The sequence below is a fragment of the Paucibacter sp. M5-1 genome (assembly GCF_027498415.2).
Classification (GTDB): domain Bacteria; phylum Pseudomonadota; class Gammaproteobacteria; order Burkholderiales; family Burkholderiaceae_C; genus Roseateles_E.
The window spans coordinates 614,009-627,887 of record NZ_JAPZLM020000001.1 but is presented as its reverse complement, the minus strand read 5'-3'; the positions used below and the strand labels follow the sequence as shown (position 1 = coordinate 627,887).

At 67.8% G+C, this 13,879-nt stretch carries 14 protein-coding genes and 1 riboswitch; of the genes, 7 read left to right on the top strand and 7 right to left on the bottom strand.

The window, feature by feature from the left end:
- Positions 1 to 16: 16 nt before the first annotated feature.
- Entirely contained in the window at positions 17 to 964 is a 948-nt protein-coding gene (locus O5M90_RS02880) for a hypothetical protein (RefSeq protein ID WP_269841512.1), read from the top strand.
- Here O5M90_RS02880 and flhA read toward each other — a convergent pair.
- Genes flhA through O5M90_RS02845 form a run of 7 tightly spaced genes read right to left on the bottom strand, consistent with a single transcriptional unit; the run spans position 956 to position 7,177 of the window.
- Entirely contained in the window at positions 956 to 3,043 is a 2,088-nt protein-coding gene (gene flhA / locus O5M90_RS02875; protein WP_269841513.1) for a flagellar biosynthesis protein FlhA, read from the bottom strand. The two genes, O5M90_RS02880 and flhA, sit on opposite strands and share 9 nt — an antisense overlap.
- Positions 3,040 to 4,173: a flagellar type III secretion system protein FlhB gene (gene flhB / locus O5M90_RS02870; protein ID WP_137943433.1), complete on the bottom strand. Its 1,134-nt coding sequence runs from the start codon at positions 4,171 to 4,173 to the stop codon at positions 3,040 to 3,042. Before flhB ends, flhA begins: the two co-directional genes overlap by 4 nt.
- Positions 4,166 to 4,954: a flagellar biosynthetic protein FliR gene (gene fliR / locus O5M90_RS02865; protein WP_262972880.1), complete on the bottom strand. Its 789-nt coding sequence runs from the start codon at positions 4,952 to 4,954 to the stop codon at positions 4,166 to 4,168. The genes flhB and fliR overlap by 8 nt, the downstream gene beginning before the upstream one ends.
- A 9-nt stretch (positions 4,955 to 4,963) precedes the next feature.
- On the bottom strand, positions 4,964 to 5,233 hold the full coding sequence (fliQ, locus tag O5M90_RS02860; protein WP_137943431.1) for a flagellar biosynthesis protein FliQ: 270 nt from the start codon (positions 5,231 to 5,233) through the stop codon (positions 4,964 to 4,966).
- A complete protein-coding gene (gene fliP / locus O5M90_RS02855; protein WP_137943430.1) occupies positions 5,230 to 5,985 on the bottom strand; it encodes a flagellar type III secretion system pore protein FliP in 756 nt (251 codons plus the stop codon). The genes fliQ and fliP overlap by 4 nt, the downstream gene beginning before the upstream one ends.
- Positions 5,982 to 6,344, bottom strand: a complete 363-nt coding sequence (fliN, locus tag O5M90_RS02850) for a flagellar motor switch protein FliN (protein ID WP_137943429.1) — start codon at positions 6,342 to 6,344, stop codon at positions 5,982 to 5,984. The genes fliP and fliN overlap by 4 nt, the downstream gene beginning before the upstream one ends.
- The gene (locus O5M90_RS02845; RefSeq protein WP_269841514.1) at positions 6,341 to 7,177 is read right to left on the bottom strand and encodes a FliM/FliN family flagellar motor C-terminal domain-containing protein; all 837 of its coding nucleotides are present in this window, start codon (positions 7,175 to 7,177) and stop codon (positions 6,341 to 6,343) included. Before O5M90_RS02845 ends, fliN begins: the two co-directional genes overlap by 4 nt.
- 433 nt (positions 7,178 to 7,610) lie before the next feature.
- A riboswitch (cyclic di-GMP riboswitch) is annotated at positions 7,611 to 7,711 on the top strand.
- A gap of 616 nt (positions 7,712 to 8,327) precedes the next feature.
- Between O5M90_RS02845 and O5M90_RS02840 the strand changes: the two genes are divergently transcribed.
- Genes O5M90_RS02840 through O5M90_RS02815 form a run of 6 tightly spaced genes read left to right on the top strand, consistent with a single transcriptional unit; the run spans position 8,328 to position 13,840 of the window.
- Positions 8,328 to 8,657 carry a flagellar hook-basal body complex protein FliE gene (locus tag O5M90_RS02840; protein ID WP_269841515.1) on the top strand — a complete coding sequence of 110 codons (330 nt, stop codon included), beginning with the start codon at positions 8,328 to 8,330 and terminating at the stop codon, positions 8,655 to 8,657.
- Between the two features lie 49 nt (positions 8,658 to 8,706).
- Positions 8,707 to 10,404 carry a flagellar basal-body MS-ring/collar protein FliF gene (gene fliF / locus O5M90_RS02835; protein ID WP_137943426.1) on the top strand — a complete coding sequence of 566 codons (1,698 nt, stop codon included), beginning with the start codon at positions 8,707 to 8,709 and terminating at the stop codon, positions 10,402 to 10,404.
- A complete protein-coding gene (locus tag O5M90_RS02830) occupies positions 10,397 to 11,416 on the top strand; it encodes a FliG C-terminal domain-containing protein (protein ID WP_262972882.1) in 1,020 nt (339 codons plus the stop codon). Before fliF ends, O5M90_RS02830 begins: the two co-directional genes overlap by 8 nt.
- Entirely contained in the window at positions 11,413 to 12,099 is a 687-nt protein-coding gene (gene fliH, locus O5M90_RS02825) for a flagellar assembly protein FliH (RefSeq protein ID WP_269841516.1), read from the top strand. Before O5M90_RS02830 ends, fliH begins: the two co-directional genes overlap by 4 nt.
- Positions 12,096 to 13,406 (top strand): flagellar protein export ATPase FliI, encoded by a 1,311-nt coding sequence (gene fliI, locus O5M90_RS02820; protein WP_269841517.1) that lies wholly within the window; start codon positions 12,096 to 12,098, stop codon positions 13,404 to 13,406. The genes fliH and fliI overlap by 4 nt, the downstream gene beginning before the upstream one ends.
- Positions 13,403 to 13,840: a flagellar FliJ family protein gene (locus O5M90_RS02815; protein WP_269841518.1), complete on the top strand. Its 438-nt coding sequence runs from the start codon at positions 13,403 to 13,405 to the stop codon at positions 13,838 to 13,840. Before fliI ends, O5M90_RS02815 begins: the two co-directional genes overlap by 4 nt.
- Positions 13,841 to 13,879 lie beyond the last annotated feature (39 nt).

Here is a 13,879-nt window from a genome sequence, read left to right as displayed (position 1 = left end):
GGTACAGGACACCCAGATGACGCTGCCCAACTCCGCCATAGCCGCCGTCTCCGCCGTTCGCCCGGTGCTGAGCTGGCATGCCGACACGGCGATGCCGCCGCGCCAGGTCGGCGAGCTGCTGCGTCTGCTGGTCGAGCAGGACGCGCAAGGGCAGTTGCTGGGCCAGCACGGCAGCGGCCTGCTGATGCGCCTGCCGCCAGGCACGGCGATGCCCGGCGACCAGCTGCTTTTGCAGGTCTTGTCCACCCAGCCCAAGCTCGAGCTGGCCCTGATCGAACATCGGCCGCAGCGCCCGGCTGGCGAGAGCGCTGTGGCCGAGGGCGAGCTGGCCGCGCTGCGCAGCGATCAGGCCTGGCAGCTGCAGCTGCGCCTGCCCTCCGCGCTGAGCCCTGCGGCCTTGGCCATGCAGTGGCGCAGCCGGGTGCTGGCCGATGCGTCGCGCTTGGGGCTGCCCAGCCCGGTGGTCGCCGAACCGGCGCAGCCACAGGGGCTGCAGCCGCCGCCGACCCAGGTGCTGGGCTGGAATGCCCAGGCCTTGTTGCTGCGCCTGATCCAGGCGCCGCCGCAGGGCTGGCTGTTGCCGGACGGCGGCGACGAGGTCGGCGAGCCCGCGGACGCCGGGGACGGTGTGCTGGCGCTGACGGTGCACCTGAGCTTTCAGGGCGGCTGGGTTCAGCTGCTGCTGAAATGGCAGCAGGGCCTGTGGCTGCAGCTGTCGGCCGAAAAACTGCCAACCCTTCAGTCCCTGCGCGCGCTGATGCCCCGCATCGCGGCGGCACTGGCGGGCGTGCCTCTGGCGCTGCGCCACTGCCAGCTGAGCAGCCGGCTGATCGCGGTCGACGCGCCCCGCGCAGGCACCCAGACTCTCCATGGCGCGCAAGGTTCCAGCGGCCCGCTGTTCCGGGCCGCCGCCGAGATCGTCTGGGTGTTGCAGCATGCGGATGCGCCGAGCGGCTCAGCCTAGCGAGCCGATCACCGCGATTTCGCGCTGCTCGGGCACTTCGTTATAGGACAGCACCGCCAGACCCGGCGCAAACAGCTTGGCATAGCGCGCCAGCAGCGGGCGGATCTGCGGCATCACCAGCAGCACCGGCGCGGCGCCCTGGCCCTTCATCTGATCGCGCGCCATCGGCATGTGCTGCTGCAGCTGGCCGAGCAACTGCGGGTCGATCGGGTAGCTGTCGAGCTGAACCTTGGCGCCGCCCTGGCGTGCCTGGTTCAGCGCGCCCAGCAGCAGGTTCTCGAGCTCGGCGCCGATATTGAAGACGCGCATGGCCCCGACCGGACCGCACAGCTGGGCCACGATCTGGCGCTTCAGCGCGCAGCGCACCTCGGCGGCCAGCAGGATAGGGTCCTTGGTGGCCTCGGCGTTCTCGACCAGGGTGCTGGCGATGCTGACGATGTCCTTGATCGACACGCTTTCGGCCAGCAGCAGGCGCAGGATCTTCAGCAGCTGGCTGTGGCCATAGGCCTTGTCCAGTGCGGCGGCGAGCTTCGGGCTCAGTGCGGTCAGGCGCTCCAGCAGCGCCGAGACATCGTCGAAGCGCAGCAGCTCGGGCAGTTGCTCGCGCACCAGCTTGGAGAGGTGGGTGGCGATGGTGCTGGGCACGTCGACCACCTGGTAGCCCAGGCCCAGCGCATGGGCCTTGTGCTGCGGCTCGATCCAGGTCACCGGCAGGCCGTAGGCCGGGTCGGCGCCGGGCACGCCGTCAAGCTCGCCATAGACCTGGGCCGAGGCGATCGCCATCAGCCGGTCAGGATGGACCTCGGCCTGGGCGATCACGCTGCCGCCCAGCAGCACCGCGTACTGGCTGGGCTTGAGCGACAGATCGTCGCGCACCGAGATCGGCGGCAGCAGCAGGCCCAGGGTCTCGCTGAGGCTTTGGCGCATCCCCTTGACGCGCTGCTGCAGCGGCGCACCGTTCTCGGGGTTGATCAGGCCGACCAGTTTGTAGCCCAGGCTGACCGACAGCGGCTCGACCACCGGCAGCGCGCGCCAGTCCAGCTCGGGGGGCGCGCCGGTCAGCAGCGCCGCCTCGATGGGTGCGGCCGGCTTGATCGCCTCGCCGGCGCGCTTGGCCATGCGCCAGCCCACATAAGCCAGCGCGGCGGCAAAGCTCAGGAAGGCGAAGGTGGGCATGCCCGGGATCACGGCCAGCGCCACCATCACCGCAGCCGCGCTGTAGAGCACGGTCGGCGAGGCCAGCAGCTGCTCGCCGATCTGGTTTTCCATGTCGCCGGCGTCGCTGACGCGGGTGACGATGATGGCCGCTGCGGCCGACAGCAGCAGCGCCGGAATCTGCGAGACCAGGCCGTCGCCGATGGTCAGCAGCGCATAGGTGCGGAAGGCATCACCCAGGCTCAGATCGTGCATGAAGGCACCGATCGCGACGCCGCCGACCATATTGATGATCAGGATCAGGATCGACGCGATCGCGTCGCCGCGCACGAACTTGCTGGCGCCGTCCATCGCGCCATAGAAGTCGGCTTCCGAGCCGACATCCTTGCGGCGCTTCTGCGCCTGCTCCTGGTTGATCAGTCCGGCGTTCAGGTCGGCGTCGATCGCCATCTGCTTGCCGGGCAGCGCGTCCAGCGTGAAGCGGGCCGACACCTCGGAAATGCGCTCGGCACCCTTGGTGACGACGATGAAGTTCACCACCATCAGGATCACGAAGACGACGATGCCGACGACGAAGTTGCCGCCGATCACGACATTGCCGAAGCTTTCGATCACCTGGCCGGCCGCATGCGTGCCCTCGTGGCCATGCAGCAGTACGACGCGGGTCGAGGCCACGTTCAGCGACAGCCGCATCAACGTGGTCGCCAGGATGATGCTGGGGAAGACCGCGAAGTCCAGCGGGCGCTTGCTGTTGACACTGACCAGTATCACGACGATGGCCAGCACGATGTTGAACGTGAACAGCACATCCAGCAGCACCGGCGGCAGCGGCAGTATCACCATGGCCAGGATGGCCATCAGGAACAGCGGCGCGGCGACGCGGTACTCGCGCATCAGGGCGCCTAGGCGTTGCATGGGATTCATGGCGGGTCAGACAAATGAGGGGGCACCGCCAGATCGGCGGGCAAGTGGGGGGCGCTCTTGCGTGCGCCCGACCTGAAGGCCTTGAGCTGCATCACATAGCTCAGCACCTGGGCGACGGCCTGGTACAGCGAGGCGGGAATCTGCTGCTGCACCTGGGAGCTGTTGTAGATCGCGCGGGCCAGCGGCGGCAGGGTCAGAATCTGCACCTGGTGCTGCTGGGCGATCTCGCGGATGTAGAAGGCCATCTCGTCGACGCCCTTGGCGAGCAGAAAGGGCGCCTCGGCGCGCTTGTCGTCGTAGCGCAGCGCCACCGCGTAATGCTCGGGGTTGACGATCACGACATCGGCCTCGGGCACGGTCTGGCGCACGCCGCGCCGCGCCAGCTGATTCTGCAGCTGACGGATGCGCTGGCGCACCTCGGGCCGGCCTTCGTTCTGCTTGTGTTCTTCCTTCAGGTCCTGCTTGCTCATGCGCTGGCCCTTCAGAAAGAAGAAGAGCTGCAGCGGCGCGTCCAGCAGCGCGAAGATGGCCAGCAGGGCGGCCATCACCATCAGGCTGTCCATGCTCAGCGCGGCGCCATGGATCAGGGCCTGATCCAGGCTCTGGCCCTGCAGCGCGACATAGGCGCCGGCCAGGCTGCGGCTCAGATAGACCAGGGCGCTGAGCAGGCAGATCACCTTCAGGATCGAGATGCCCAGATCGCTGTAGTGCTTGGCGCTGAAGAGCCGACCCAGATTGCTCATCGGGCTGAGCCGGCTCAGCTTGGGCGCCCAGTTGGAGGTCGCGAAGATCAGGCCGCCGGGCATCAGCGAGGCCAGCATCAGCGTCAGCGGCAGCAGCAGCAGCGGGGCCACCATCTTCAGCAACAGCAGCAGGCAGGCGCCGAAGGCGGCCGACCAGACATTGTCCTGCGCGCCGTCCAGGTCCAGCGGCGCAAAGGCCAGCTTGAACAGCATGTCGAAATCATCCAGGTACATGGGCATGCACAGCAGCAGCAGCTTGAAGCTCAGCAGGATGCCCACCGCCATCGGCAGATCCTTGGAGCGCGCGACCTGGCCCTGTTCGCGGGCCTTCTTCAGCTTCTGTTCTGAGGGCTTCTCGCTCTTGTCGGCGCTGCTGGACTCAGACATGGCCGGCCCCCGACTTCAGGCCGCGGTCAATCATGTCCAGCACCTGCTGGGTCATGCGCAGATAGTGGGCCGGCACATGGGCCAGGATCTGGCTCAGCATGAAGAGACCGAACAAGGTCACCAGCGAGAAGCCCAGCGAGAACAGATTCAGGCTGGGCGCGACGCGGTTCAGCAGACCCAGGCCCATCTGCACCACCAGGGTCGAGAAGATCACCGGCAGCGCCAGCAGCAGCGCGGCGGAGAACACCCAGGCCAGGTTGTAGGCCACCGTGTCCATCTGGAGCCCGGCGATGCCGGCACCGACCGGCCAGACCTTGAAGCTGCTGCCCAGCACCTGGACAAAGAGCAGATGGCCATCGACGGTGAAGAACACCAGCATGCACAACATGCTCAGCAGCGCGGTGATCACATCGGAGGACGAGCCGTTCATCGGGTCGTTCATCACCGCCATCGACAGGCCCAGCTGCGAGGACAGCAAAAAGCCCAGCACGGTGATCACCGCCATCGCCAGATGGAAAGCGAGGCCCAGCACGAAGCCCAGCAGCGCCTGCTCGGCGGCGGCCAGCACGCCGGCCATCGACCAGGGATCGACGCTCAGCGCGGTGGCCTGCGAGATCGGCATCAGCACGACGGCCAGCGCCAGCGACAGCAGCACCCGCGCGCTGATCGGCACCATGGCCTCACCGATCATCGGCGCCGCGCTGAGCATGGCCATGACCCGGCAGAACGGCCACCACAGCGCGCTCAGCAGGGTCACAAGCTGGGCAAACTCAAGCTCCATGGGCCGCCCTCAGCCGACCAGGGTGGCCGCGCGCTCGAAGATCGAGACGCAGAAGTCCATCAGATAGCCGACCATCCAGCGCCCGGCCAGGCCGATCACCAGCAGGGTCACCAGCATCTTGGGCAGAAAGCTCAGGGTCTGCTCATTGATCTGGGTGGCGGCCTGGAACAGGCTGACCAGCAGGCCGACGATCAGGCTGGGCACCACCGTCAGCGCGACCAGCAGCATCACCATGTTCAGGCATTCGTTGAGCAGGTCAACCGCGACTTCCGGTGTCATCCGACGGCCCTCACGCTGGTCACCAAGGTGTTGACGGTCAGGGTCCAGCCGTCCACCAGCACGAACAGCAGGAGCTTCAGCGGCAGCGAGATCACCAGCGGGCTGAGCATCATCATGCCCATCGCCATCAGCACCGAGGCCACGACCAGGTCGATCACCAGAAAGGGGATGAAGAGCATGCAGCCGATCTGGAAGGCGGTCTTCAGCTCGGACAGCACAAAGGCCGCCAGCTTGACGGTGAAGCCATGGTCCTCGGGCTTGGCCACGCCTTCCTCGCCGGCCAGCTTGGCGATCTGGGCCAGCGAACTCTTGTTGGTCTGCGCCAGCATGAAGCGCGACAGCGGCGCCTCGGCGATCTTCAGCGCCTGCATCAGCGTGATCTTCTCGGCGTCATAAGGCACCATCGCCTTCTCCCAGATCTGCTCGCCGACCGGGCGCATCACCAGGATGGTCAGTATCAGCGCGACGCCGGTGATCAGCCGGTTCGGCAAGCCCTGCTGCAGGCCCAGGGCCTGGCGCAGCAGGGACAGCACGATGATGAAGCGGGTGAAGCTGGTCATCATCAGCACCAGCACGGGCAGCAGCCCGAGCAGTGTCATGATGATCAGGACCTGGGTCTTGACGGTGAACTCGTTGGCCGCCCCGCCGGGCGCGGCGCCGGTGATCTTCAGCGTCTGCGCCAGCGCGGGGTGGTGCAGCAGGGCGAGGCCCGTGCCCAGGACCGAGGCGGCCAGGCCGCGCAGCAGCGTCATGAGCCGAGCTGGTCCAGATCCAGGCCGGCGATCTCGATGATCTTCAGCCCGTAGTTCTCGCCCGACACCACCACCTCGGCACGGCCGATGGCGGTGCCGTTGACCTTGATGGTCAGCGGCTCGCCGGCCAGCGTGTTCAGCTCGACCACGCTGTCGGCCTGCAGATGGGCCAGGTCGTGCAAGGAGAGCTTGGCCTCGCCGACCTCCAGCGTCAGCGTCACCGGAATCTTGCGCATCAGCTTGGGCAGATCCCGGGTCGGCCGGGCCGGCTCGGCCGGTACCTCGTTGGGCAGGGCCAGGTCTTGCTCGGGGAAGTCGTTGAGCAAGGCGTCGATAGCTTGGTTGTCGTTCATGGTCATTCCGCGTCAACGAAAGAGGTCAGGCACAGCTTGCCCTGGTGTTCGGCCACCGAGGCCGTGAAGAGAAGGGCGCCGTCGACCAGCACATCGGTGCTCTTCAGCCGCACCGGGATCAGGTCGCCGGGGCGCAGGTCCAGCAGCTCGCCCAGCGGCAGGGTCTGCTCCAGCAGCCGGGCCTCGAGCTTGAGCTTGAGTTGCTTGGCGAGCTGCTGCGTGTCGGCCTTGGGAGGCTGCGGCTGGGTCTGGCCGAGCCGCTTCAGCAGCTTGCCGATATAGAGCGGGTCCAGCGCCAGCAGCAGCTGGCTCTGCAGGCCCTGGCCGAGCTCGCGCACGCTGATCTGGATGAACCAGGAGCCGGCGCTGAGCTGGGGCTGCAGGCTGGGCTGCAAGGTCGGCGTTGCCGCGGCATCGGCGGGCTCGCCGATCAGCCGCAGCGCGCATTGCAGCGATTGCAGGCACAGCCAGCTCAGCATGCGCTCTTCGGTGGCGGTTTCGGCCGGCGGCTCGCTGCTGCCGGCGCCGGCGTTGCCGTAGCGGTGCGCCATCAGGTTCAGCACCAGGGCGCGCTCGGCCAGACAGGCGACGCGGCCATGCGCGGCCTCGCCCACCATCCAGCGCCCGGCGACCGCCTCGGGGCCCACCGGCTTGATGCTGATCGCACCGATCTCGTACTGGGCGCGGTAGCGGCGGTTGTGGCCGAGGAAGAGCTCGCCCAGCGCCTCGCCCAGCTGCTCGGCAAAGCGCGGCAGCAGGTGCACGGGGCGGCCCAGCGTGCGCGGGTCCAGCGGCTGGGGGCTGGGGCGCGGCGTGGCGCGCGGTGGTTGAGGATTCATCGCTGGGGCTTCGTTTGGGGTGGGCAACAGGGGCTTGCGGCGAGCTTTTCGAGCTGACGAATGACTATGAGACAGAGCCTGTGCAAATACTGGCGCGATTCTATTGAAACCACTTGCCGCCGGGGCTTTGACAAGTATGTCAAGAGCGCAGCACGCGCCAAGTATTCACGCCAGCGGCACGCTATTTAAGTGGCGGCCGGCACCGGTCGCCTGAATTGGAGGCCTCGTTTTGAATATGACGTCCACATGACAGGTCCGCTCTTCGCACCATACTAGTGCTGCGACGCAGCATCGGTATTTTCGGCGCCACGCTTGCTGGCTTGAGTCGGCCTGCTTCGTGCGCCTGGCGTGCACTTTGTCACGTGCTTTGCGTCGGCTTTGCGTCGGCCTGCAGAAAACCCTTGTGGGCAGCTCTCCTGCCGGGATACAGTTTGTCTCATCAGGGCACACCCGAGCGAAAGCCGGGGTCGCAAAGCCTCCGGTCTACCACCCACGGGTTCTCCAACCCAGGGAAACGATAGCGGGGTTGCCAGACCTGAGTCTGCTCGCTCCACGCGCTGCGTGGGCCGCTCCACGCGCTATGCATGGGGCAGGGCATGACTTCATGCCTGCCGGGCTGCCACCGCAGCCTGTTGTGACCTCGATGGCGTTCGCCAGGGCTTGCCTGCTAGACCTTCACGGGACGATGCAACCATGAGCAAGCGACACACCTCTTCTCCTCAGCTGCAGCACCAGGCATGGCTTCGCCGCGCCGGCTCGGCCGTGGTGCAAGCATTGGCTCCGGCATTTTCTCCAGTATTCGCACAAACCATCGATGGTTATCGAGCCATAACCAGATGATGCTGGCATCCAATGAATACGCCGGCCTGTCGACCCTTTATTTTCCGGTCGCACGGTCGATATCAATCTAAGCTTTCGCTCCATAACAGGCAGCCCGATATGAATACCGGAAAGTGCCGAGCGAATGCCACCACAGGGAGTATCGAAATTGTTTCATCTGAATCCTGACTGAGGCGCCGCCGCGCGCGGCATGCCGGTTTGATCCGGCCACTCGGTAATACCAGAATATCTCGCTGCCTTGGTTTTCAAGGCAAGGCCTGAACACGTCGGTAAGCGCCGCGCGCTTATTGCATTGCCCAAGGATTGATCGATGTCTGTCACTTCAAGCGCCGCCAGCAGTCTGGGTTCGCTGCAGTCCGAACTGGCCCGCATCGAGCAGGACGCGCTGCGCCTGGCTTCGGGCCCGGGCGAGGCCGACGGCCAGGGCTTTGCCCACAGCATGGAACTGGCGCTGCGCCAGGTCGACAGCAAGGACCAGGATGCGGCGGCCCGCATGACTGCGGTCGAGAACGGCGAGAGCGATGACCTGGTCGGCGCGATGCTGGCCAGCCAGAACGCCAGCCTGTCCTTCTCGATGTTGATGCAGGTCCGCAACAAGGTGGTCGGCGCGGTCGACGAGCTGATCAAGCTGCAGCTCTGAGCGTGCTGAACGCCGCAACCACCTGCCAAGAACAAACACGCACATCACCATGCTCAAACCCCTGATGGCCCGCCTGGGCCCGGCCTGGAACTCACGCCCCGCCTTGCCTGCCGGCCTGGCCAAGGGCATGGCGCCCGTGCTGGCCCTGGCCGTGGCCGGCACCGCCTTGGCGCTGATGCTGATGTGGCGCGATCAGGCCTCGTACAAACCGGTGTTCGGCCAGCGCGAGCGCGTCGCCACCGCCGAGATGCTGGCGGTGCTGGATGCCGAGCAGATCGCCTACCGCCTGCATCCCGACACCGGCCAGGTGCTGGTGCCCGACAGCGCGCTGGGCCGGGTGCGCATGCTGCTGGCCGCCAAGGGCGTGGTCGCCAAGCTGCCGGCCGGCCTGGAGCTGATGGACCGCAACGACCCGCTGGGCGTCAGCCAGTTCGTGCAGGACGTGCGTTTCCGCCGCGGCCTCGAAGGCGAGTTGGCGCAAAGCATGCTGACACTGGACGGGGTCGACAGCGCGCGCGTGCACCTGTCGATCGTCAAGTCCTCCTCCTTTGTGCTGAGCGACGGCCAGAAGAGCTCGGCCTCGGTGGTGCTGGCGCTCAAGCCCGGCCGCACGCTCAGCAACGAGCAGATCGCCGCCGTCATCAATATGGTGTCGGGCAGCGTCGCCAGCCTGGACCCGGCGCGCGTCAGCCTGGTCGACCAGGCCGGCAATCTGCTGTCGGCCCGTGTCGATCTGAGCGAAGGCTTCGAGGCCAACCAGGGCAACGAGGCGGCCAAGCGCTACCAGGACGAGGTGCGCCGCAATGTGCGCGATCTGCTGGCGCCGGTGCTCGGCGAGGACAACTACCGCCTCTCGGTCACCGCCGAGGTCGACAACGACCGCATCCAGGAAACCCGCGAGCAGTATGGTGATGCGCCCAAGCTGACCAATGAGGCGATGCGCGAGGAGCAGGACCGCGAGCGCATCGCGCTGGGTATTCCGGGCTCGCTGAGCAACCGCCCGGTCAATGCGGCCGATCCGTCCGCCTCGGCCCCGGAAGCCAATACCGGCAGCGCGCGCAAGAACGCCGCGACCCGCCAGTACGCCTACGACCGCAACATCACCCAGATCAAGCGCAGCCGCGGCCGGCTGGCGCGCCTGAATGTGGCGGTGCTGCTGAACAATGCGGCCGCGCCCGGCCCGGCCGGCGCGAACGGTGCGGGCAAGACCTGGACCCCCGATGAGATCGCCAAGGTCGAGAAGCTGCTGGTCAGCGGCCTGGGCGTGAACACCGAGCGTGGCGACAAGCTGACCGTCTCGCCGATGAGCTTCCCGACCCCGGCGCTGCCCGAGCCCTGGTATCAGCAGCGCGACACGATTCTGGATTTCAGCGGCTGGCTGGCCTATGCACTGGCCGCGCTGCTGGGCTACTTGCTGCTGGCCCGCCCGCTGCTGCGCCTGGCTCAGGCCCGGCTGGCACCGGCCACCGCTGCAGCAGGCGGCACGACGGCGCTGACCCCGCTGGAGCCCGCTGCACTGGCCGGCGGCGAGACGACCGAGCGCGGCGCTCTGCCGGCCCCGGCCGCCGATGCCGCCAACGAGCCGATGTCGGTCGTGCCGCTGCTGGAGAACTATGAATTGCCGCCCCCCGGCTCGCCGGTGGATGTGTTGGTGGACCACCTGAAGGTGCTGGCGGCCAAGGAGCCGGAGCGCGTTGCCGAGGTGGTGAAGCAATGGGTGCAAAAGAAGAATGTCCGCAATGACTGATTTCATCCCTGCCACCACGGCCGCCGGCCTGACCCCGGTCGAGCAGGCCGCCATCGTCTTGCTGAGCATGGGCGAGGAGCCGGCCTCGGCCGTGCTGCGCTGCCTGTCGCGCGAAGAGCTGCTGGACGTCACCCAGGTGATGTCGCGCATGAGCGGCATCAAGGTCGACTGGGTCAAGACTGCAATCCAGCATTTCTTCGATGACTACCGCGAGCAAAGCGGTGTGCACGGCGCCTCGCGCAGCTATCTGAAGCGCTCGCTGGACCTGGCGCTGGGCGGCGATATCGCCACCAGCGTGCTCAACAGCATTTACGGCGAGGCGATCCGGCCCAAGATGCAGCGCCTGCAATGGGCCTCGCCGAAATGGCTGGCCGACCACATCGCCCGCGAGCATGTGCGCATGCAGGCCGTGTTCCTGGCTTTCCTGCCCTCGACCCAGGCCAGCGATGTGATCGCGGCGCTGCCCGAGCAGGGCCGCGATCTGGTGCTGCTGAATGTGGCGCGCCTGTCCGAGGTCGATGCCGAGCTGCTGGGCGAGCTCGAAGAGCTGGTCGAGCGCTGCCTGATGGGCCTGGGCCAGCAGGGCGCCAGCGTCGAGGGCGTCAAGCAGGCGGCCGAGATCCTGAACCGCCTGCCGAGCGAACGCCAGCAGATGGTCGAGCTCTTGCGCGCCCATGACCCCGAGGTGGTCAACGAGATCGAGGTCAGCATGTATGACTTCTTCATCCTGTCGCGCCAGAGCGAGACGGTGCTGACCCGCGTGATCGAGGAAGTGCCGCTGGAGCTGTGGGCCGTGGCGCTGAAGGGGGCCGAGCCGGCCGTGCGCGACGCCATCCTGGCCGCGATGCCGCGCCGCCAGGCCCAGAGCTTCGAGGACCTGATACGCCGCAGCGGCCCGGTGCCGCGCTCGCGTGCCGAAGCCGCCCGCAACGAGGTGATGGCCCAGGTCAAGGCCCTGGTCGATGCCGGCGAGATCCAGGTCCAGCTGTTTGCCGAGGCCACCGTCGAATGAAGCCGGTCCTGCGTCCGCACCGCTTTCCGCCGCTAGCCCAGCTGCATGCGCGGCGCGAGGTCGAGCAGAGCTCGCCGGCGCAGCTGCAGGCCGCGTTGGCCGAGGGCTTCCAGGAGGGCCTGTCCAAGGGCTATGAAGAAGGCTATGCCAGCGGTTTGCAGGCCGGCAGCGACGAGGCCCAGGCCCAGGGCCGCGAGCAGGGTCTGGCCCAGGGGCGGCGCGAGGTGCAGGAGCGCTTCGAGCATCTGGCCCAGCCGGTCGATGCCTTGTTCGGCGAGCTGAAGGCGCTGCAGATCGAGCTGCAGGCGGCGGCCCGCAAGGAAGTGGTCGAGCTGGTCGAGAAGGTGGCCCGCCAGGTGATCCGCGCCGAGCTGACCTTGCAGCCCTCGCAGCTGCTGGCCCTGGTCGACGAGACCCTGGCCAGCATGCCGATCGCCCGCGACGGGGTCGAGGTGTTCCTGAACCCCGAAGACCTGCGCCGCATCAGCGAGCTGGCGCCCGAGCGCGCCCAGGCCTGGAGCCTGCTGCCCGACCCGAAGCTGGAAAGCGGCGAATGCCGTCTGCATGCCGGCGGCCGCGAGGCCGATGCCGGCTGCCGCCAGCGCCTGGCCGCCTGCATGGAGCAGGTCAAGGCGCAGATGATCGAACAGCCGCATGACGAATCACAGGAGCAGCGCGCATGATCGCCGCCGCACTGCGTCGCGTCGAGCTGGGCACCGTGCCGGTGGCCACGCCCACCGGCCGCCTGGTCGGCGCCTCGGGCCTGCTGCTCGAGAGCTCGGGCTGCGCGCTGCGCACCGGCCAGCGCTGCATGATCGAGGGCGCCGACGGCGAATGGATCGCGGCCCAGGTGGTCGGCTTCCGCGACCAGGTCTCCTATCTGATGCCCTTCAAGAAGCCCGACGGCCTCTCCACCGGCGCCCGCGTGCTGCCGGCGCCCGAGAGCCGCAGCCTGATGATCGGCCCCTCGTGGCTGGGTCGTATCGTCAACGGCCTGGGCGAGCCTATCGACGGCCTCGGCCGGCTCGGCGGCGAGCACCCGCTGCCGGCCCAGCCGCCCAAGGTCAATCCGCTGAAGAAGACACCGGTGCATGAGCCGCTGGATGTCGGCGTGCGCGCGATCAACAGCATGCTGACGCTGGGCCGCGGCCAGCGGGTCGGGCTGATGGCCGGCTCGGGCGTCGGCAAGAGCGTGCTGCTGGGCCTGATCACGCGCCAGACCGTCGCCGATGTGGTGGTGGTGGGCCTGATCGGCGAGCGCGGCCGCGAGGTGCGCGAGTTCATCGACATGTCGCTGGGCCCGGCCGGCCTGGCGCGCGCCGTGGTCGTCGTGGCGCCGGCCGACGAGTCGCCGCTGATGCGGCTGCGCGCCACCGAGCTGTGCCACACGATTGCCGCCCATTACCGCGATCAGGGCCAGCATGTGCTGCTGCTGGTCGACTCGCTGACCCGCTATGCGATGGCCCGCCGCGAGGTGGCGCTGGCGCTGGGCGAACCGCCGGCCACGCGCGGCTACCCGCCCTCGGTCTTCAGCCTGCTGCCCGAGCTGGTCGAGAGCGCCGGCAACGGCGAGCACGACCGCGGCAGCATGAGCGCGATCTACACGGTGCTGGCCGAGGGCGACGACCAGCAGGACCCGGTGGTCGACACGGCCCGCGCGATTCTCGACGGCCATATCGTGCTGTCGCGCGCGCTGGCCGAGCGCGGCCATTACCCGGCCATCGACATCTCGCAGTCGATCAGCCGCTGCATGGCCCTGGTGGCCGCCAAGCCGCACCAGCAGGCCGCCCGCCTGCTCAAGCAGCTGACCGCCCGCTACGAGCAGGTGCGCGAGCTGATGCCGTTGGGCGCCTATGTGCCCGGCGCCGACCCGCTGACCGACCGGGCGGTGACGCTGTTCCCGCGCATCGAGGCCTTTCTGCATCAGGGTGTCAACGAGGCGGCGCCGCTGGCCGAGACCCTGCAGCAGCTCGAGGAGTTGCTGGCATGAGCAAGAAGGCACCGATGCAAAACAGCCTGAGCCGCCTGATCGAGCTGCGCGAGCGCGAGCTGGAGCAGCACCAGGCGAAACTGGCCGCCAAGCAGCAGCTGCGCGACCGCCAGGCGGCGATGGTGACGCGGCTGGAGCAGCTGAGCCAGCAGATCGGCCCGACCGGCACGGCCGTGCCCAGCCTCGCGGCCAACAGCGCCGCCTACAAGCAGGCGGTGCTGCAATGGGCCGAACAGCAGCGCCAGGATCTGGCCCTGCACGAGGCCGATATCGCGGTGCAACGCCAGGCCATGCTGGCCGTGGCGCGCAAGCAGGAGGCCTATGGCCAGCTGCTGGGCCGCGTCGTCTCGCGGGCTCAGCAGGCCGAGGAGCGTCAGCAGCAGAAGTTCCAGGACGATCTGGCCAGCCAGGTCTGGCAGCGGGGGCTGGCATGACAAACCCTCAGCAATTTAAGTGCCAGGGCGAAGGAGTCG

Coding starts and splice junctions, on each gene's coding strand:
- flhB (WP_137943433.1), bottom strand. CDS start 4,173: ATGTCTGAGTCCAGCAGCGCCGACAAGAGCGAGAAGCCCTCAGAACAG.
- O5M90_RS02880 (WP_269841512.1), top strand. CDS start 17: ATGACGCTGCCCAACTCCGCCATAGCCGCCGTCTCCGCCGTTCGCCCG.
- fliF (WP_137943426.1), top strand. CDS start 8,707: ATGCTCAAACCCCTGATGGCCCGCCTGGGCCCGGCCTGGAACTCACGC.
- fliR (WP_262972880.1), bottom strand. CDS start 4,954: ATGGAGCTTGAGTTTGCCCAGCTTGTGACCCTGCTGAGCGCGCTGTGG.
- flhA (WP_269841513.1), bottom strand. CDS start 3,043: ATGAATCCCATGCAACGCCTAGGCGCCCTGATGCGCGAGTACCGCGTC.
- O5M90_RS02830 (WP_262972882.1), top strand. CDS start 10,397: ATGACTGATTTCATCCCTGCCACCACGGCCGCCGGCCTGACCCCGGTC.
- fliP (WP_137943430.1), bottom strand. CDS start 5,985: ATGACGCTGCTGCGCGGCCTGGCCGCCTCGGTCCTGGGCACGGGCCTC.
- fliI (WP_269841517.1), top strand. CDS start 12,096: ATGATCGCCGCCGCACTGCGTCGCGTCGAGCTGGGCACCGTGCCGGTG.
- fliH (WP_269841516.1), top strand. CDS start 11,413: ATGAAGCCGGTCCTGCGTCCGCACCGCTTTCCGCCGCTAGCCCAGCTG.
- O5M90_RS02815 (WP_269841518.1), top strand. CDS start 13,403: ATGAGCAAGAAGGCACCGATGCAAAACAGCCTGAGCCGCCTGATCGAG.
- fliN (WP_137943429.1), bottom strand. CDS start 6,344: ATGACCATGAACGACAACCAAGCTATCGACGCCTTGCTCAACGACTTC.
- O5M90_RS02845 (WP_269841514.1), bottom strand. CDS start 7,177: ATGAATCCTCAACCACCGCGCGCCACGCCGCGCCCCAGCCCCCAGCCG.
- O5M90_RS02840 (WP_269841515.1), top strand. CDS start 8,328: ATGTCTGTCACTTCAAGCGCCGCCAGCAGTCTGGGTTCGCTGCAGTCC.
- fliQ (WP_137943431.1), bottom strand. CDS start 5,233: ATGACACCGGAAGTCGCGGTTGACCTGCTCAACGAATGCCTGAACATG.